This window comes from Vibrio rhizosphaerae (genome assembly GCF_024347095.1).
Classification (GTDB): Bacteria; Pseudomonadota; Gammaproteobacteria; order Enterobacterales; family Vibrionaceae; genus Vibrio; species Vibrio rhizosphaerae.
This window is the reverse complement of the sequence record NZ_AP024904.1, coordinates 278,114-298,727: the sequence shown is the minus strand read 5'-3', so window position 1 is coordinate 298,727 and position 20,614 is coordinate 278,114. Positions and strand designations below refer to the sequence as shown.

At 46.2% G+C, this 20,614-nt stretch carries 14 protein-coding genes; 6 read left to right on the top strand and 8 right to left on the bottom strand.

The features are described from left to right. The first annotated feature begins 973 nt into the window (after nt 1-973). On the top strand, nt 974-2,458 hold the full coding sequence (locus tag OCV37_RS16485) for a hybrid sensor histidine kinase/response regulator (RefSeq protein ID WP_245609145.1): 1,485 nt from the start codon (nt 974-976) through the stop codon (nt 2,456-2,458). A gap of 59 nt (nt 2,459-2,517) precedes the next feature. Here OCV37_RS16485 and cqsA read toward each other — a convergent pair whose 3' ends face one another. The 4 genes from cqsA to OCV37_RS16465 all read right to left on the bottom strand — a co-directional run bounded on the left by cqsA (nt 2,518) and on the right by OCV37_RS16465 (nt 9,017). Then, nucleotides 2,518-3,690, bottom strand: a complete 1,173-nt coding sequence (gene cqsA / locus OCV37_RS16480; protein ID WP_038184149.1) for an alpha-hydroxyketone-type quorum-sensing autoinducer synthase — start codon at nt 3,688-3,690, stop codon at nt 2,518-2,520. Between the two features lie 406 nt (nt 3,691-4,096). Beyond that, nucleotides 4,097-7,162: an efflux RND transporter permease subunit gene (locus OCV37_RS16475; RefSeq protein ID WP_038184151.1), complete on the bottom strand. Its 3,066-nt coding sequence runs from the start codon at nt 7,160-7,162 to the stop codon at nt 4,097-4,099. Nucleotides 7,163-7,165: 3 nt separating this feature from the next. Further along, nucleotides 7,166-8,308: an efflux RND transporter periplasmic adaptor subunit gene (locus tag OCV37_RS16470; protein ID WP_038184153.1), complete on the bottom strand. Its 1,143-nt coding sequence runs from the start codon at nt 8,306-8,308 to the stop codon at nt 7,166-7,168. A gap of 190 nt (nt 8,309-8,498) precedes the next feature. Beyond that, nucleotides 8,499-9,017: a YgjV family protein gene (locus OCV37_RS16465; RefSeq protein ID WP_038184155.1), complete on the bottom strand. Its 519-nt coding sequence runs from the start codon at nt 9,015-9,017 to the stop codon at nt 8,499-8,501. A gap of 205 nt (nt 9,018-9,222) precedes the next feature. Between OCV37_RS16465 and OCV37_RS16460 the strand changes: the two genes are divergently transcribed. Further along, the gene (locus tag OCV37_RS16460; RefSeq protein WP_038184158.1) at nt 9,223-11,106 is read left to right on the top strand and encodes a DUF294 nucleotidyltransferase-like domain-containing protein; all 1,884 of its coding nucleotides are present in this window, start codon (nt 9,223-9,225) and stop codon (nt 11,104-11,106) included. 18 nt (nt 11,107-11,124) lie between these two features. Next, entirely contained in the window at nt 11,125-11,838 is a 714-nt protein-coding gene (locus OCV37_RS16455; protein ID WP_390902300.1) for an exonuclease domain-containing protein, read from the top strand. A gap of 25 nt (nt 11,839-11,863) precedes the next feature. Here OCV37_RS16455 and OCV37_RS16450 read toward each other — a convergent pair whose 3' ends face one another. Next, nucleotides 11,864-12,322, bottom strand: a complete 459-nt coding sequence (locus tag OCV37_RS16450) for an NfeD family protein (RefSeq protein ID WP_084717511.1) — start codon at nt 12,320-12,322, stop codon at nt 11,864-11,866. Continuing rightward, on the bottom strand, nt 12,319-13,266 hold the full coding sequence (locus OCV37_RS16445) for an SPFH domain-containing protein (protein ID WP_038184166.1): 948 nt from the start codon (nt 13,264-13,266) through the stop codon (nt 12,319-12,321). Before OCV37_RS16445 ends, OCV37_RS16450 begins: the two co-directional genes overlap by 4 nt. A 661-nt stretch (nt 13,267-13,927) precedes the next feature. Here OCV37_RS16445 and OCV37_RS16440 point away from each other — a divergent pair. The 3 genes from OCV37_RS16440 (at nt 13,928) to OCV37_RS16430 (ending at nt 18,210) form a co-directional block, all read left to right on the top strand. Continuing rightward, nucleotides 13,928-15,100, top strand: coding sequence for an FIST N-terminal domain-containing protein (locus tag OCV37_RS16440; protein ID WP_051680746.1), 1,173 nt, complete (start codon nt 13,928-13,930; stop codon nt 15,098-15,100). Further along, the gene (locus tag OCV37_RS16435) at nt 15,093-16,154 is read left to right on the top strand and encodes an ATP-binding protein (protein ID WP_261888161.1); all 1,062 of its coding nucleotides are present in this window, start codon (nt 15,093-15,095) and stop codon (nt 16,152-16,154) included. Before OCV37_RS16440 ends, OCV37_RS16435 begins: the two co-directional genes overlap by 8 nt. 367 nt (nt 16,155-16,521) lie before the next feature. Then, a complete protein-coding gene (locus OCV37_RS16430) occupies nt 16,522-18,210 on the top strand; it encodes a sensor domain-containing diguanylate cyclase (protein WP_169739376.1) in 1,689 nt (562 codons plus the stop codon). Between the two features lies 1 nt (nt 18,211). Here OCV37_RS16430 and astE read toward each other — a convergent pair whose 3' ends face one another. Together astE and astB are read right to left on the bottom strand one after the other, a co-directional pair. Further along, complete coding sequence (gene astE / locus OCV37_RS16425) at nt 18,212-19,201, bottom strand: succinylglutamate desuccinylase (protein ID WP_038184172.1); 990 nt, start codon at nt 19,199-19,201, stop codon at nt 18,212-18,214. 21 nt (nt 19,202-19,222) lie between these two features. Further along, a complete protein-coding gene (gene astB / locus OCV37_RS16420; RefSeq protein WP_038184647.1) occupies nt 19,223-20,563 on the bottom strand; it encodes an N-succinylarginine dihydrolase in 1,341 nt (446 codons plus the stop codon). Between the last annotated feature and the right edge of the window lie 51 nt (nt 20,564-20,614).

Here is a 20,614-nt window from a genome sequence, read left to right as displayed (position 1 = left end):
CTGAGATAAATACTGTTATGATTCATCCCGCAAGGCAATTATCGAGTCTCGAAGGCTCGTTAACTTTGAACGATAGATGAACAGCACAATGATGCTTGAAGAGTCTGACTCGCATTAATAGAACAACCCAAAATAAATTATAAAATTCAATAACTTTTAATAACAGATAAGATATTAAATACTCAAAAGTCACGACTTGTGATTCACAGATCACTTTACCATATTCCACGACAGCCATATAAAATACATGCTTAATCCAAAAGGGCATTTCTCTTCCGTGTAGAATCAGGTAGTCTTATCGTTACACAACATTAAAGTTAGAGCATCACATTACTGATATCGTGACTGTAATCTAACAAACAATAAGCAGACAATTAGTTCGGTTTAGGCTAGAAAATCAATGAATGCTATCAAGAAAATATACCAATATGCGGAACCTAACTTATCCTCCGTTGGATGGATGGGTTTTTTCGGCTTTCCTGTATATTACTACGTCTGGAGTTATCTTTTCCCGCAACCATATGAATCTCTTGGGTTGAGAGCGATTGGATCACTACTCTGTCTTGGTCTCGCATTGCGTTCTTTTGTACCGATAAAATTAAAAAAATACCTCCCCTATTATTACTACTTGACGATGGGTTTTTGCCTGCCATTTTTCTTTGGCTATATGATGATCATGAATGGTTATAATAATGTATGGGTGATGTCTTTCACGGCCTCTATATGTCTACATATTCTCCTTATTCATGAAACCAAATCGCTTGCTATTCAGACCATCATTTCCATATTCGTCGCATATGTTTCCGCTGACTATATTAAAGGGAATGAACTCAGTCCTTTTACTGACTGGACGTACATACCAATATTCCTCTTTGTTTACATTTTCGGGAATGTTTTTTATTTTCGCAATCAAATATCTCATGAAACCAAGGTATCCATCGCGAAGTCATTCGGTGCAGGAATCGCGCATGAGATGCGTAATCCACTGAGTGCCATCAAGTCATCTGTAGGGCTGATTCAATCACTGCTTCATACCAAACACCCAACGGATTCAGTGCCTCACTATAATATCGAACAGCACGATTATCAGATGGTCAATGAACTACTCAATGATATGCATAACACTGTGGATTCGGCCAATGAAACGATCAATCTACTACTGACCTCAATCGATCAGAATCGGATTCCGACATCGACTTTTAAAATGTACTCAGCCAGTGACATTGCGCAACATGCCATCCACTCTTTCAGTTATAAAAACCCACTCGATCGACTAGCGATTAATATTCAAATTGAGAATGATTTCAGATTTCTGGGTAGTGATATTTTATTAAAATATGCCTTTTATAATTTATTCAAAAATGCTTTTTATTACCAAAATAACGAAATATTTCGCATTAATATTTGTATGACACGACAAGGAAAGTGGAATCAAATTACGGTAAAGGATAATGGTGTAGGTATTGCCAAGGAAAATCTGCAAGATATTTTTAAGGACTTTTATACGCATGGTAAACATGGTGGATACGGTCTGGGATTACCATTTTGCCGACGGATTATGGAAGCTTTCGGCGGGAGAATCGAATGCACATCCTCAGTCGGCCAGTGGACTGAATTTACACTTTCATTTCCGACAGAATCTTCTACAGAAATGAGAAAACTTAAAGAAGAGCTCGTGATCGAAAAATCACTCCTTTATATTGGTACGATGGATCACGTACTCCTGCAACTGAAAAAACAAGCACAGCAAATGGGATTTCATCTCGAGGCCGTGACATTGACAGAAGCACTCAAACGCAAGGAATTTGAATTTGAGTTTGATGTCATTATGGTTGATCTTAACCAAATTGATCGGCAATGGGATCTGCTTACCGTTCTGGAATCTCAGCTGCATTTCTCTGAGGCACAAATCAATTATATTTATGATGCCAGTGGTCAGTATCCGATTCATGTTGAACGCCATCTTTCAGTTTATCCACTGGAAAGAGAGCCGTTACTAGACGACAGCTCATCGATTCTGTACCAGTTATTTTTTGAACCCGCAGAGGAAATCGAAGCCGATAGAAATGTGATACCTTTCAAACAGGAACGTACCGAAAAATGTATTCTTATCGTGGATGATAACCATTCGGTTCGCAATTTGACGGCTATCCTTTTAGAGAAGCAGGGCTATCATGTTTTACAGGCATCGAATGGTCAAGAGGCTCTGGGAACGATGGAAGCGCACGAAGTTGATCTGATTTTAATGGATATAGAGATGCCCGTTCTTGATGGCATCGAAACAACCAGTACGATCCGCAGTTCCCAGAAACCTTATCGTCATATCCCCATTCTGGGTCATACCGGTGATACCAATACGCCGACACTGAAGCGCATTCGCAATTCAGGCATGAATGATTATATTATTAAGCCAGCAGATACGGATAATTTACTGGATAAGTTAGCTAACTGGATATAAAAATAATAAAATGTCCACTAATTTATATAAAGCCGATAATTATTTATATATGAATGTCCTTATTTAAAATATACAGATTTGTCTTTCATTAATTCACCACAGACTTTAATTATCTTACTTACATCTTCAAAACTTAACGAGCTATTGATTGAAAAACGAATAATGTTCTTATTTTTTGGTGTTGCAGGACGACAAAATACTGAACCAAATATACCCTGTTCTTCAAGAATAACTCTAATTTTTTTAGTATTTAATTCGTCACCAGTTTCTAATGAAATGATATGGGACTGACTTCTTAACTCAAGACCTATCTCCTTCAATCCCAGCCGTAATGCTTTAGACAAATCAAATAATTTTTCCCTTCTATCATCAGCATTTTTTATAACATCTAACGTCGCTTTTAACGCTGGAATTTCATGACTCATCATTGTAGAACTAAAAATATTCGAAAATGCAGCATATGGGATACATTGCCCAAAATCACTATTGGTACAAATCACTCCCGCACGATAAGCAAATGCTTTTGCTAAACTAGCCGTCATGAAGTCAACCTTTTGCGATAACCCCAGCTCATTTAATATACCTGCCCCATTCTGCCCATAAACACCCAAAGAATGAGACTCATCAACAACGGTCACACAATGATACTCATGAGCAATTGCGACAATTTCTTCTAAAGGAGCTACCGTCCCAATCGTGCTGTAAACAGAGTCGACTACGATAATACCGGGGCCATGACGTTGGATTAATTTTTTCAAATGATTACAGTTGTTATGCATAAATGGGCGAATGTTCGCATTACTATAGCGAGCGCCCTCCCACATTGACATATGCGCGAAAAAATCAATATATACATTCGTTTCCGGTACACAAAGGGCTTGTAATAAAGAGACATTTGCACTCCATCCAGACTGAGAGAGAAAAGAGTTACTAAAACCGGTGTATTCTGATATCTCAGTTTCTAATATGTGCTTATGATTGTCATCATGTAGAAATATTGATGACATAAACATATCATTTTTCTTCTGTTGTAGTGATTTGATTAATTGTTCTCGTATATCTATATGTTCAGATATATTTAAATAATCATTACTCTGCATCACAATATCTTGAGGTGTTGGCGTTATCCCAACAACTAAGTTTTTCCCAAAATCGGTGTCAATGAGATCTTTCATTAAAAAATCCGCTCTTGGTTTAATAAACTCAGGTAAAGACTTAGGATAGTTAAACATAATAAAAAACCTTCCAAAATATAATAATTAGGAAAGCTATTTTCTCAATAAAGAAGCAATTGTCATCATGATAAATAAATTATTTTGCTTATCATTGCAGATTCAATTATATTAAATTCATTATTATTTAAACATCATTACCCTTTGGAGGTATAATTAATTAAATATATTCATTTTAATGTAATCAATTGGTTATATTTTCAAAATATTAAGCCATTAATATTAAACTAATCTTGTTATTCATCTCTATCCCAAACCCTAATGTTTTAAAAGACTGAAGCAACATTTTAAACAAACAAGCCCGATCTCAGACTATTGTTTAACAAAACAATTCATTTCGTCCGACCCAAAAAAGCGCTGCCAATGGCAGCGCTGCGGAACAGATCTAAGTAGAAAAGGGGACAACTTATGGAGGTGTCGCACGTTTCTCCCATTGTAAGACCAGACTAATTGCCGCCGGTAGTACAGTTAATGTAATGACTGTTGCCGCCATCAAGCCACCAATAATGGCATAAGCCATCGGCCCCCAGAAAACCTGTCTGGCAATCGGAATCATGCCGAGAATCGCAGCAAAAGCCGTTAACAGAATCGGTCTGGCCCGATGGGTTGCAGCCATTACAATCGCCTGATGCGCCCCATTGCCCCGCGTCAGGTTATCATCGACTTCAGAGATCAGAATCACTGCATTACGAATAATCATCCCGACCAAGGCAATCACGCCAAGTAACGCAACAAAGCCAACCGGTGTTCCCGTGGGTAGCATCGCCGCGACAATCCCGATCAAACCGAATGGTGCGGTACACAATGCCAGCATCATGCTGGAGAAACGTCGCAGCTGAATCATCAGTAATGTCAGCATCACAATCAGAGTCACCGGTAGAACAGCATAAATGGATTCATTCCCTTTTTCCGACTCGCTGACGGTTCCCTCTTCCGTGACTTCATAACCGGCAGGTAACTGTTGCCTGAAGGCTTCGATCTGAGGCGCTAATTCGGAAGAAATTTTTTCCGCCATGACACCGGGCGCGATATCGGTCTGAACCGTAATAAAGGGTTCCAACTGACGTCGCCAGATAATCGGATCCGTGATGGTATATTCAACTTTTGCCACTTGCCGCAGGGGAATCACTTGATCCTGACCGAGTGAAATTTGCAGGTTCTCTATCGTTTCAATATCCTGTTGCTCACTCACACCACCTTTCACAACGATACTGACCGGATGAATCCCTTCCCGCAGTGACGTGATAGTCTGACCCGAGAAAATCGTCGCCAGCTGTTCCGCGATTTGTTGGCGACTCAGCCCGACAGCCCGGGCGGCAGTCTGATCAACATCGACTCGCAGTAAGCGTTGTGGCTCACCGGATGTCAGGTTGATATCCCGGGTCTCTGCATGGTCAGCAACCACATTCGCCAGTGACTGAGCATAGGCCCGGACTTGATTCAGATTCGGCCCGCTCACCCGATAACGCAACGGCCAGCCGACCGGCGGCCCGAGTTCTAATGGCGAAACACGCGTAATCCATTCTCCGAAATCACGCTGCATAATGGTCTGGAGCTCTTTGCGGAGCGCTTTTCGTTGCTCAATATTTTTGGCCACCACCACCACTTGGGCAATATTCTCCTGATTAAGCAAAATATCCATCGGCAGATAGAACCGCACCGCACCGGAACCGACGTAACTTGAAAACAGAGCGACTTTGGGATTATTGCTGAGCTGGGTTTCCAGTTTTTTCACCTCAGCCAATGTGTCTGCCTGAGCGGCATTAGCGGGTAAGCGTAAACTCACGAGCAGTTCAGGGCGGTCAGATGCCGGGAAGAACTCCGAATGGAGTCGTTCAGACAATACACCGGCGGCAACCAACACCGATATTGCCAGTACAATGGTTTTCCATCGATGACGAAGCACACCGTCAATCAAACGTTGATACCCGGCAGAGAGTCGTCCTTGTTTGGCTTGATGGGCTTTCAGGTTCTCAGGTAACAACCATACCCCTAATAATGGGGAGAAAAGAATCGCCACAATCCATGAGCTGGCCAGTGAGACCATCACTACGACAAACAGCGAATAGCAATATTCCCCGGCCCCAGAAGCAGCGAATCCGACCGGAATAAAACCGGCAATCGTCACCAATGTGCCCGTTAACATCGGAAATGCGGTATTTTGATAAGCCCATGCCGCTGCTTTTTTGCGCGGCCAGCCGTCTTCCAGTTTGGAGACCATCGCTTCAATGGTGATCATCGCATCATCAACCAGCAAACCAAGCGAGATGATCAAGGCCCCGAGAGAGATGCGCTGAAAACCGATCCCGGCAATCTCCATCCCGGAGAAAGTCATCGCAAGCACAATCGGAATCGAGACTGCAACGACCAAACCGGCTCTTGTGCCCAAAGAGACAAACGATACTGCAAGCACAATCACCACAGCCTCGATCAGGACTTTGACAAATCCCCCCACGGCATCTTGAACCACTGATGACTGATCAGCCACTTTGGTCACGTCAATCCCATATGGCAAGTCATGCTCAATCCGCGACATTGCGTCACGTAAATCCTGTCCGAACTTTAACATATTGCCGTCAGGAGACATCGAAATCGCCAGCCCGATAGCGGCTTTACCGTTAACCCGAAATTGCGGTTTCGGCGGCTGTTCTGTCTGTGTATATATCTCTGCGATGTCGTGCAGTGGAATAAAACGGTCATGAATATGCAGGACAATCTCTCGCAGGCTTTCAGCCGAACTGAATGCCCCGCTGACCTGAACAGCAATCCGCTCATCACGGGTCTGAATGACGCCTGCAGGCGTCACTGCGTTCTGAGCTTTTAAACTATTAATCACCTCTGTTAGGTTCAGGCCGAGCCCGGCAAGCCGTTTGGATGAGATGGCCAGCACAACCTGTTGCTCCTGTGCGCCCATCACTTCAATCTTACTCACATAGGGCACCCGCATCAGGGTTGAACGAACGTCATCCACTTTCTGACGCAGCTCTTTCATACTGAATCCGTCGGCCGTGAATGCGAAAATCGTCCCGTAGGTATCGGCAAATTCATCATTGACGGCCGGGCCGATAACGCCGCTGGGCAGTTCAGGGGACAAATCCAACATTTTTTTGCGGGTCTGATACCAGATATCCGCCACTTTGTCCGGGGGAGTACTGTCGCGTAAGTTGACAAAGATAACGGTTTCCCCGGCCCGGGTATAACTTCTCAAATGGTCAAGGTAGGGAATCTCCTGCAACTTCTTTTCTAATTTATCGGTCAGAAACTGCGTGGTTTCTTCGATGGTCGCCCCCGGCCAATGTGCGGAAACCACCGCGATTTTCACAGTAAACTCCGGGTCTTCATTACGTGGTAAATTTTGAAAACTGATGATCCCCATCACAACGATCATCAGCATCAAAAATGAAACCATTTGCTGGTTTTCCAATGCCCACGCCGAGAGATTAAAACGCTTTTGAGATGAATCGGATGCCATGCATTATTCTCCCGTCATCAGGCGAACTTTCAGCCCGGGACGCAATTGATTCACACCGGCAATCACCACCTGATCACCTTCATCAAGACCATCAGAAACATACAGAGCGTCGTCGCTGTACCGAGTCACATCAATCAACTTCAGTCGCAGCTCACCGGTTTGCGGGTCAACCACATAAACCGCAGGTTGTTCCCCTTGGCGGGTCAGCGCCGATTTCGGCACGATGACCTGATCAATCGTCGGCAGCTGTAACTGTCCTTTGACAATGGCTCCCAGCCCCATCAGCTCCGGCGGGTCAATCAGCGTGACGCGCACACGGTATGTCCGGGTATACGGATCCGCCTGTGGCGTCACATCGCGTAATTTGGCACGCGCTTTAATCTCAGGGTTAGATAACAGGGCAACGGTAATTTGCGGATCTTCAATCCGGGTCTGTAATACCTGCTCCGGCACTTCAAACACAGCGTCCAGATGGCTATTGTATGCCAGTTTAAACACTTGTTGTCCGGCACTGACAACTTGCCCGGCGTTGGCGCTGGTCTCACTGATTACCCCATCTTGGGGGGCTATCAGGTGGGTAAACTGCAAATTATCTTGTGCATCGATAACGGCTGCCTGAGCGCGTTCAAGCTGTGAATCTGCAGCCTGCCAGTCAGATTCCGCTTCCTCATAGCGAGAGCGGGAAATCGCCCCGGTGGGCAATAATTTTTTCATCCGTCTGAGCGTCTGCCTTGCCAGATTTGCCGTAGACAGCGCATTGTTGAGTTCAGCTTTGGCTTGTTTAAGCGCATTATTGGCATTACTGGGATCCAAAACCGCTAAAACTTCTCCCTGCTGCACATGGTCGCCGACATCAAACCGACGCTCAAGAATTCGACCGGCAATACGAAACCCCAGTACCGTTTGCTGATAGGCTTCAATATCACCCACTTGTGTCACAATCGGTGTGGTTTTTACCGATGAGACAAGCATGGTTTTCACCGGACGAAGCGGTTTCGGCTCAACTTTCACCGGATGCGCATCATCATAACAAGCGGTCAGTCCGCTGATTAAGATCCATAACCCAAGCCACTGTCGCCAAACGCGATACCGAGAAAATCGACCGACAACAGATACCGATCTTTTCTGACAGATGCGAAACGTCATTCGGATGTTCCCCTACTTTTTTATTTTGAACTCAAGCGATATTACCGATTTATGATCCAGAATGAATGGAAATTTAATGCATATCGAGGTGGTCAGACCGGACAAGCTATCCGGTCATTCAAGTCAGGAAAAATGTTTGGGAGGAGGGTCTCAAAGTGAGTCGGATGGATTCGTCAATCACATCATATTTTTAACATTCCGGCGTTTTTATCAACATATCGATCGTTTGTCGATGAATGCGATATATCGTTAATAAGTTCATACTCAATAACGAAGTTTCCAGCATCATGCCGCCAATCGACCCGACGATAATATTGTTCGTGAGCCAGCATATGCCACCCAACAGAAAGCCGATGCGCATTTTAATACCGGAAAGACAGAAGACAGAATAGGTTCCGATCACGGTTCCGACCACTGACCAAAGATCCCACCAATGATGAGCCATCCATAGACCGCTAACGAGACTGATCACAATAAATACCGCAGCAACCCGGGCTGAAGAGACAAAAATAGCAGTGGTTGTCCGTGCGGCAGACAGCATCGTACTGAGTGCCGAAACGGTGGATCCTAGTAACAGATAGTGAATACAGTGGTTCAGGTTGAAAACCAGCATTAATATCTTCAGACGTCGGTCATTCTTTTGATAAAAAGTCGAAAGCCCTAAAGCAAAACTGACCAACCCTAACGCTTGTGCCAATGTGTCGTCCACAACAACAGCCCCATCTACAGATTACAAATTAGTGAAATTAGTGAAATTAATTGATTGAATAAAAAGAAAAAAATATGAAAAGCAGATCGATTGATTGCGCTATAGTTGCACAAATTCAAATTTTTGAAAAGCGATTTTAAAAATACTGTTCATCTTTTCATGCAACGCTATAATAGCGCGAACCGCATCAGAGTAGAATGAATCTATGAGTACGTCGATCACGCCTAACATCCATGATTTTCTGGTCAAAATCGATCCGTTTGATAAGTTACCGCCAGACTTAGTGACTTCGATTGCCAATACGGTCAAAGTCAAATATCTGGTTAAAGGAGAAACGATTGATTTTAGTGCGCTGTGTGAACAACGCTACCTCTACATCGTCAGAACCGGGGCCATTGAACAACGGACTCCAACCGGTGAGCTGCGCGCCCGGCTCGGGCAGGATGACCAGTTTGGTTTTACCTTTCTCAAACCATTGGTCAATGCAGAAGATGGTTATCAGGCGCAAGCCATTGATGATTCACTCCTGTATTTGATTCCTCATCAGGAACTCACTCTGGTCTGCGAAACCTACCCGGATTTTGCAGACTACTTTGCGGCTCAGGCGAATATCCGGCTTAGCTCGGCAGTCAACGATGTCAATAAAAAAGAGGCTAAAGGACTGTTCTTCCGAACCGTCGGAGAAATTGCCAGTGAAAACATTGCCATCGTCAGTTGCGATGACAGCATCCGTGATGTTGCACGCCTGATGTGCGGCAACATCGCCCATGATAAGCAACGCAGTTCTTGTGCGGTCGTGATGCAGGATCAGGAAATTGTCGGTCTGGTCACTGATCGGGATATGACCCAATCGGTGGTCGCGACCGGACGCGATATTCATGAGCCGATTGCCACCGTAATGACCCGGAACCCACATTTAATTCATCATGATGCCAAAGTGATTCAAGCGATTTCATTGATGATGCAATACAACATCCGGTGTTTGCCGGTGTTAACCGGAAAGCGAGTCACCGGGCTGCTGACCACCACGCATCTGGTTCACAATCATCGTACCCAGTCGCTGTTTCTGCTGGAAAAAATCAAGTACGCCAGCTCGGTCAATGCATTAGCGAACCTGAAAAGCGAACGGGAAACGATTTTTCAGGCGCTGGTTGAAGGGGGAGTCAGTGCTGAAATTCAAGGGCAGATCATGTCGATGATGATGGATGCATTTACGCGCCGAATCATTCAGCTCAGTGAAGAAATCCTCGGGCCGCCGCCGTGTGAATATGCTTGGATGGTTGCCGGCTCTCATGCCCGTAATGAAGTCCATCTACTCTCCGATCAGGATAGTGCATTGGTGCTCTCGGATGACGCCAGTGATGAACATAAACTCTATTTTACCCATCTGGCGATGCGGGTGTGTAATGCTTTGGCAGCCTGTGGCTATCCCATCTGTGACGGGCGCTATATGGCGGCATCCCCGAAATGGTGCCAACCCGTCTCCCGGTGGAAAGAATACTATCAAAAATGGGTGTCCAGCCCGGAATATAACCGGCTGCTGAGTATCAGCGTGTTTCTTGAAGTCCGCGCCATTTATGGGAAACGGGAGCTGGTCGATCAAATCCAGCAACATTTACATGACTGTATTCAGCAGAGTACCGCGTTTATCCCGGCACTGGTCCGTGATGCGGTTGAAACACAGCCACCACTCGGGATTTTCAACAATCTGGTTCTCGAAAAAAGCGGGCAAAACAGCAATACCCTGAATATTAAAAAATATGCACTGAACCTGATCATCGATCTGGCAAGGATTTTCAGTCTCTCAGCCGGCGGCTCTTTGACCGGTACGGAAGAGCGCTTTCGCTATGCTGCCAAACACGGGGGACTGTCTCAGGACAGTTGTGAAAATATTATTGGTGCCTACCGCTTTATTACTCAGGTTCGTTTCCGCCATCAACTGAATGCAATTCTGTCCGGCACCTCACCGAATAATCATATTATTCCCGATCATTTCAGTAGCTTTGAACGCAAACACTTAAAAGATGCGTTTAAAATCATCAGCGAATTGCAGGATGTCGCCAAGCTGAAATTTGTCAAAGGACGATAGCAATATAAAGAGAGCCTCATGATGCTGACTGACTGGCTACAACACTGGAAACATCCATTCGACGCAGAAGCACTGCGACAACGGATTCAAATCGATCCACACTGGTCGGCTGCATTGCGGGCATATCTGTCACATCCCTTGGTACTTCCGGAGACCCCACTCAGCGAACTTCGCTTTCTGGCACTTGATTTCGAAACAACCGGTCTGACCCCCTCCGACGATCAGATCCTCTCGATAGGAATGGTTGATCTCACCTTAGAAGCGATTGATATCGCCGGTCATGAAGAGCTATTGATCAATCATGGGGAGTTTATCAAACCGGAGACAGCACAAATCAACGGGCTGACACCGCACGCTTTAGCGCAAGGTATCTCGCTGGTCGAGGGGATGAATCGGCTGCTGGAGCGGGCGCAGGGGAAAATATTACTGGCGCATCATTGTCCGATAGAAAAACGGTTTATTACCCATTTTCTCCGGCAACATTACCAGCTCAAAGCATTCCCCGGTTATTTTGTCGATACACTGGAGATTGAAAAACGCTTTAGTTATGCGGGAAGAAACCGGCATCATGACAGTTATCAGTTAGATGATTTACGACGTTACTATCACCTCCCGGATTACTGCGCTCATTCGGCAGCCAGTGATGCACTTGCCTGCGGCGAACTGTTTTTGGTGCAAGCCAAAAAGCTTGGCTTACAAAAAACCCCTATCCGCCAATTGCTGACCGGATAGGGGTTTCAATACACGAGGTCTTGGACTACTGTTTTGCCCGGATGAATAACTCACCGACTTGTAAATGAATCACTTCAACCAAAGTCCCTTTGGTTAATGGCTCTTGAGCGATCAGACGCCACTCAATACCAGAGAAACGATACGATGTCGGTGTCTCCGGCGTGGTATCTTGTGGTAGCACAAAACTGTGACCAATCAGATCGCTGTTGACATTCGTATGTTCAGGCTTTTGCTGTGCGCGTTTAAAAATCGGCCACAAAACACCGCCTGAGACCAATGTATAGAAAGTCGTCGCCACCAGTGCCCATTGCCATGTTGCGGGAATCCATTCGAGATACATCGACAGTGATGCCAGTAGTAACCCCATTCCCATCAATAGCAGCACAAACGTGCTCGCACCCAGTACCAACACTTCAACAGCCAATAAGATCAAGCCAACTACCGCCAGTATCTGTACCAAATGTGCGATGATAAAATCCATCATCGGCTCTTATTCAACTGATTAATGATTGCTGTCGCCTGTGCGACCATAGAACCGGCATCTGTCGCGCTGTCAGGCAGAATCACCATCGAAGATTCTTTGGCAATGGCCTGTTTCGCCGCAATTGCTTTAGTTGCAAGTTCAAGCTGAATCGCTTTCTGACCGCTTTCCGTATTGGCCGAATCACCAATCGTTTGCAGGGCTTCTGCCTGTGCATTTGCCACCGCAATAATCGCTTTGGCTTCCCCTTCTGCACGGAGGATTTTCTCAGATTTATCCGCTTCCGCTGACAAAACAATCGATTGTTTCTCCCCTTCCGCACGGTTAATTGCGGCCTGACGATCCCCTTCAGATTCCAGAATTTGAGCCCGCTTGACCCGCTCTGCTTTCATTTGCGCTTCCATCGCTTCCATCACCGAATGAGGCGGGATAATGTCTTTAATTTCATAGCGCAATACCTGAATCCCCCAAGGACCAGCGGCTTCGTTGATAGAAGAAACAATATTGGTGTTCAGCGCATCACGCTCTTCAAACGTTTTATCCAACTCCATTTTACCCAACTCAGAACGCATCGTTGTCTGAGATAACTGAGTCACGGCAAAAATATAATCATCGACACCATAGGTAGCTTTATATGGGTCAAGCACTCGAAAATACAGGACACCATCCACATGCAGAGAAATATTATCTTTGGTAATCGCACTCTGTTGGGGAACATCAACGGCCTGTTCTTTTAATGAACGGTCAGCAGCGATCCGATCAATAAACGGGACCAAAAAATGTAAACCGGCTTCTTTGGTTGACCGATATTTACCAAACCGCTCAATCAGATAGGCCTGATTCTGAGGGACGAAAATGATTGCGGATTTGAGTAGAAAGAATACAAAAATCAGCAGTGCAACTGGCACTGTAAATAAATTATTAAACAGCAGATTCACGATATCCATGAGTAAAGTTGTTCCTCAGTAAGTATATAAAAGAATTAAAGTCTATCTTCCTATCATCATCAAAGAAAGCCTTTCCTTTCCTGACCTTGATATTGAGCCAATCAATCTCACATCCGTCCATAACCGAAACATGACTGACGACTCAGAGCGAAGATGACGGTCACAAATTCTACAAAGCACTTTTGGTCTTTCTACGGTCAACGAACTATACCTATAGCAAAACACTCATACATATCACGCTGCTCCCCCTACAGTCAGTGATATGCAAGTACTCTGTAGTATGCAAGGACCAAGTACAATGGTTATAACACTTGCTTATAATAATGGTTTGTGACTGTGGTTTGTAGTTATGTTTTGTAACAATAAATTTATAATCATAAGTTTATAACTATAGATTTATAACCATAGATTTATAACAACAAGTTTATAGCCATAGCATTATCACAATAGGTTTATAACAACAGGTTTGGCAATCCTAAGTCGATAACAACAGGCTTATAAAAATGGCTTACATGAAGGACACCCAGACATAGGCTGACTTTGGTATGGGTGAGAGTCAGTGTAATCCAGAATGTGCAAAGCAAGCGGAACGAGACGTTGGCAGCAATACCGGGCTTTCATCCATGGGAAAAACACACAACGGTCATCTCCGGAGACAGTGATGGATAAATCGAAACCGATTCTGACAGGCCATTCTTGTTCACCGGATGCAGCCACGGCTGTTTTAGAACTGCAGACCCAAATCGTGCAGCCACAGATGGCCTTGGTTATTTTCTTCTGTTCCAGCAATTATGATTTACCGCTGCTGACAGCAGCCATTCATCAGTACTTTCCTGAGACGTTAGTGGTGGGGTGTACCACCGCCGGTGAAATTGGTCCGGCAGGTTATCTCGACCACAGCCTGACAGGAATCAGTTTTTCTGCGGCATCCTGTACCGCTGTTGTCGGTCATCTGAAACAACTTCAAACTTTTGAAATTTCTTATGGCCGCGCCTTTGCTCAAGACTTGCTACGACGCTTGGAAAGTTCCCCCGCTTATGTCGAGACCAACCAAAATTTTGGCTTCTTACTCATTGATGGACTCTCGGTACGCGAAGAGCCGGTCACTCACGCTTTACAAGACGGGCTCGGGCATATCCGGATGTTTGGTGGTTCTGCCGGCGACGAATTGAAATTCAAACAGACTTGGGTCTTTGCCGACGGGCAATTTCATACCGATAGTGCAACGCTGGTACTGATCAATACCTCTCTCGCGATTCACCTGTTTAAGACACAGCACTTTATTTCCGGCCATGAACGAATGGTGGTTACGGAAGTCGATGCCAAGAACCGTATTGTCAAAGAAATTAACGGGCTCCCGGCAGCCGCAGAATACGCCCGCCTCGTGGACGTTGACCCGGAACAACTCAACTCGAACCATTTTGCCGCTTGGCCCGTGGTGGTGATGATCGACGGCACTGATTTTGTTCGCTCGATTCAACATGCGAACCCGGATGGTAGCCTGACTTTCTATTGTGCCATCGATGAAGGTGTCGTACTCAGAGTAGCTCATGGCGAAAATATGCTCGATAAATTAACCGCGACGTTGAAAGCGTTGGAAGACCACGTCACGCATATTCAGGGCATGTTAGTGTGTGACTGCATCTTGCGTAATCTGGAGGCAACCCGCAACGGAAGCAAAGCAGCCGTCGGTAAGTTGCTCCATCAATATAACGCCGTCGGATTCAGTACCTATGGTGAACAATTTGGGGGGGTCCACATCAATCAAACCCTGACAGGGATTGTTTTTGGTGATGAGATAAAATTCGGAGACGAGGAACATGCCAATGACTGACGCGGAAGAAAATGAAGCCGCTCTGCGTCAGGAGATACGCCGCCTCAATAAAGTTGTCACGTCACTGATGGACAGAGCAGAACGTGAGGCAAACAAACAGTCCGGCAACTACAGTCTGTTTCAGGATACAGTCATGCTGGAAAACCAAGTGCGTCGTCGTACGGCTGAACTCGAATCAGCACTACATGAAAATGAGCGGATCAACCGTGACTTAACTCAGGAACGCGAAGAGCAGCGTAAATTAATCAAAAAGCTGGAGGATGCCCACAATCAACTACTGCAGTCTGAGAAACTGGCATCCATTGGTCAATTGGCGGCAGGTGTTGCCCATGAAGTGAACAACCCGATCGGGTTTGTGAATTCTAACCTTGATATGCTCAAAGGCTATGTGGAGCAATTATTGGCACTGCATGACCAATATGCTCAATATGAAGCGGAGTTATCCCCTGAAAATCAAGCCCGGCTCGATGCTTATAAACGCAGCATTGATATCGACTATCTGCGGACTGACATTATCACGCTGGTGAACGAATCCATCGACGGTGTGGCACGCGTTCGAAGAATTGTACGAGACTTGCGCGACTTTTCGCGTCCCGGCAATAGTGAATGGCAAACCGTTGATATCCATACTTGCATCGACAGTACACTCAACGTGGTCTGGAATGAAATCAAATTCAAAGCAGAAGTGATACGCCAATATGGCCTATTACCCCCGATCGAATGTCTGCCCTCTCAGCTCAATCAGGTCTTTCTCAATCTGTTGGTCAACGCTGTGCAAGCCATTCCCGATTGGGGCACCATTATTATCCAAACGACCGTGGTGGCGGATCAGGTCGTTATTACGATTAGTGATAATGGTATCGGCATTGATGAGAAAATGATTCCCCATATTTTTGATCCATTTTTCACCACCAAACCCGTCGGCAAAGGCACCGGACTGGGACTTTCAGTCACTTATGGCATTATCGAAAAACACAGGGGATGTATTGAGGTTGCTTCCATCGTGGGCGAAGGCAGCACATTTACGATTCATCTGCCACTCAAACGCGCTTGAATCACACATTGCTCGGTTCACCCGATGCACGACCGCGCATTCGTTCATAGACATTTATCCATAGACAAACAGACGCAATTTGCACAACGTCTTTTACTCAAGTGCAAGATAAATCATGTAAATTGTATCGCTATTGAGATAATTAAAAATAACCATCCCCAAAGCCAGTTCACCTATTTTAAATCATGGCATTATCTCTGGATAATGCTCGTATGACACATCATCATCTCATTCAAATCATGCCAAGTGATGTGATGTTTCCACCTCAATCTCTCGTCGAAAAGATAAAATAGAATCAATCAATATGATGGTGCGCTTTGTATTAATTATTTTTTTACTGATCGTTGATTGTCAAAATGTTTTGGCAATGACAAGCCCGCACAATAGCATCCCGACCTTACTGACCGACATCGCTTATTTTCACGAGGAGACCACAACCCCGATATCGCTTGCGCAAGCCAGACAACGCTTTCAGACCGGAAAGGTTCAGCACCCGCCTCAAGACTTTATGTCATTTGGTATCAATAAACACGCCACGTGGATTCAGTTAGACGTACAAAATGATACCCGGGTTGAACAATATCGCCGCCTCAATGCCGCGCAAGCCTGGGTGGATGATCTGACCATTTATTTAGTCAATGATCAGGGTTTGATTCAGACATGGCATTCCGGTGATCATCAGTTCGCCGACGCACAGCTGCTGCCCGGCATCGGCTTTGTGTTCGATATGAAGATCCCGCCGGGGAAAAGTCAGATTTTCATCCGTGGTCAGTCTTTTGACCCATTAACCCTTCCCATTGCTTTACTCGACGCTTATCAATCCAGAGCCCTCGATTCGCAAATCCATGTCACATCCGGGCTCTTATATGGCGTGTTGCTGGCCTTGGTCGGCATGAACCTTGTCCTGTACTTTTCCATCAAACAGTTGGATGCTCTTTTCTATTCGCTCTATATCAGCTGTTTTATCATCGTCAATATTTCTTATAACGGCTATGGCTTTGCTTGGCTGTATCCCAATTCACTGCTGATTGAAAATAATCTCACCCTAATCATGATGGTTTTTCATGGGGTCTCCGGCTTAATCTTTGTGTCTCACTTTCTGCGTATCCATCAAACCACTCCCAAACTGAATTTAGCGTTACTGATCTATAGTGGTCTGGGAATTCTGGCGATGGTGGTTCTGATCAGCTTAAACATGCACTTTTGGGCGACCAAACTTGCGTTTAAGTTTCTCTCACTGACGACCATGATCATGATCTTACTGGGGGGATTAAACCTGAACAAAACCAAAGACACTCGGTATTTTCTGATTGCGGTCTTATGCAGCATGTTAGGCCTGCTGATTACGACACTGTCAGTATGGGGATTGATTCCCTATAACTATTACAGCTATAACGGTGCTGTATTCGGGGTGGTATTTGAAGCGATTATTCTGGCCGTGATCGTGGCTTATCGGTTAAAAGATGTGGAGCAACAAAGAATCACGGCAGAATATCTATCGTCATATGATCCATTAACGAATCTGTTCAACAGACGTTCACTTCTGGCAGCGGGCCATCACTGCATTCAGCAGTCAAACCGGACCCAAAAACCGCTCAGTTTCGTCATGATGGATATCGATCACTTCAAAAGAATTAATGACTCACACGGACATCATATCGGTGATCTTGCGCTGATACATATGGCAAAACTGCTCAAACGTCATACCCGCGAGCATGATGTCATTGCACGGTGGGGCGGTGAAGAAATGGTGATATTACTTCCCGATACCAATGGAGAACAGGCGAGTGCCTATACCGAAAATTTACGGGACATCATTGCACAAACACCATTTTGTCACGAAACACTGGAGATTTATCTGACCGCCAGCTTCGGGATTGCAACCCGCACGCATGCTGAAACATTTGAAGCACTTTACCGAATGGCCGATAAACGTCTCTATCGGGCCAAGCAACAAGGCAGAAACCGAGTCGAACCGCAAGGTAACCCCTCACATCGGCTCCCGCCCGGGCAGGATGAGTCATCGCTGTTCCCCGAAGGGGACTCAGCCCCCTGACTCACATTAACGCATCGAGATCGGCCTCTGCCAGCATCAGACCGGCACGCAGACCGGTCTTCACCCCGGCATTGGGGAAAATCAGCCACTCGTTGGCGCGTTCAACCCGATAAGTCACATCCTCATCCTGTGCGATTACCGTCCCTTGCGTGAAGCAAGTAAAGTTCTTTGCATCGTCACTGACATCAATAAAGTGAAAATTATCCGACAGTTTTTTCAGTTCACGCGCGACCTGATACACCTTAATCGGCGCTAACATATCGGCAGAAAATGCTTCCCCGCGAATAAAACACCCCAATGCCGTATCAGCTGCGGCAAACTGGCTGAGATCATTTTCACCGAAGGGACGGGCTTTACCGAGTTCAAGCGTACAGCTCTGCACTTGCAACGCTGCATGGGTGTAATAACTGAACGTACCGCCGGGGATCGGATTGATCACCAAGGCTTCCAGCCCCATACCGATCAAACCGTGGAGAAAATCATCTGAGGCCAGTGTCTTTTGCGGCAGTACACCGAAGCGGACGTGAAAAGACTCACGGATCGCCGTGTGCAGATCAAAATGAAATCGCTCGGTGCCGGTATCGGCAAAAAACGTCTCCACGATATGCTCCAGCACCACAGCACGCTCAGTCTCCGGACATGCCGGATAATTCCGGTGATAACCATGAAACAATCGGTTCAAATCCACCGTTTGATAACGTACCCCGGCCCGAATCGCATCCGGATTGCCGAATACGACCAATAACCGTACCGCTAAGGGCATTTCCCCGCTCAGTAAGCGGTTCACATGCCGTGACAGAATTTCAATCGGTGCCGTCTCATTGCCATGCACCCCCGCCGAGATCAACACATGTTTGACGTCTGTGGCTGCGACTTTCGGCGCCAGCAGTAACACACCATCCGCCAGCCACTGCCAAGTTAAATAATCGTTTTCTCCGGCGGTTTCAGCCGGCGGTTGCCCCTGTAACGTTGTGTGCAGAAAATCCTTCATCCTGTTCTCCTTTCCTGCCGGTTAACGCTGGAACGGATAGATGGATCCTAAATGCAGAATCCGGGTTAACTCATCCAGCGCAGTCTGGTTTTCGAGCAACAACTGAGGATCAGCCAGATCATGTTCCGACAGGCGATCGCGATAATGTCTCTCAACCCAATTCGTAAGCGTCCGGTAAACCTCGTCGCTCATCAATACATGCGGATTAGTCGCCTGAATTTCAGCTTCATTCAACACAACACGCAGACGTAAACAAGCCGGACCGCCGCCATTACGCATACTTTCCCGTAAATTGAATACCTGCACTGCATCGATCGGACCGTTACTTTGGATCAGTTCAGAAAGATAGCGCCACACCCCTTCATGTTCCCGGGCTTCCTGCGGGACGACAATCAGCATTTTACCATCGGCTTTAGTTAAAAGCTGGCTATTAAACAGATAAGTGTTAACTGCGTCAGCAACTGAGACCTGTGCACTCGGGACTTCAACCGGCATCAATTCACACGCGACAGCAGCAAGCTTGGCCTGCATCTCCGCAAATGCCGCCGATGGATTAAGAAATGCTTCCTGATGATAGAACAACACCGGGCCATTACTGACCGCAATCACATCATTATGAAACACCCCTTGGTCAATCACTTCTGGATTTTGCTGCACAAACACCGTCCTTGCCGGATCCAACTGATGCAAGCGAGCAATCGCTTCACTGGCCTCACGCGTCTGGCGGGCCGGGTAACGTTTGGGTTCGACCCGCCCGCCATACACCTGACGGCCATAGACGAACACTTCGACACCTGCGGCCCCGTAATGCTGACACAGGCGATTATGGTTGGCAGCGCCTTCATCTCCCATGATCGCTTGCTGTGGCAGTGCGGCGTGATGAGCAAAATGATCCGGGTCGGCAAAAATACGGCGCAGCGCATTGCCCGTGGTCTCGGCTTCAATCGCCCGGTGGAACTTGTTGTTTAGATTGGCGACCGTGAAATGAACCCGTCGATCTTGTGTATCTGCCGACGGAGAAACCGTAGCCGCATTGGCAACCCACATCGAAGAAGCGGAACTCACCGCTGTCAGAATATGCGGGGCTTGCCGGGCAGCCTGCGTCAGCACCTGCGCATCGGTCCCGGAAAACCCTAAGCGGCGTAATGTCGGGATGCAGGGGCGTTCTTGTGGTGGCAGCACCCCCTGTTTGAATCCGCTATCCGCTAATGCTTTCATCTTCTGCAATCCTTGCAGTGCGGCCAGTTTGGGATTGGCGGCCTGACTTTTGTTGCTGGTGGAAGCCACATTGCCGAACGACAGACCGGCATAGTTATGGGTTAATCCGACCAAGCCGTCAAAATTGACTTCAACAGCAGGCATTGACGATGGCTTGTTTTGTGTCATTTCCATTTCTCCTTCACCACGTTCCCT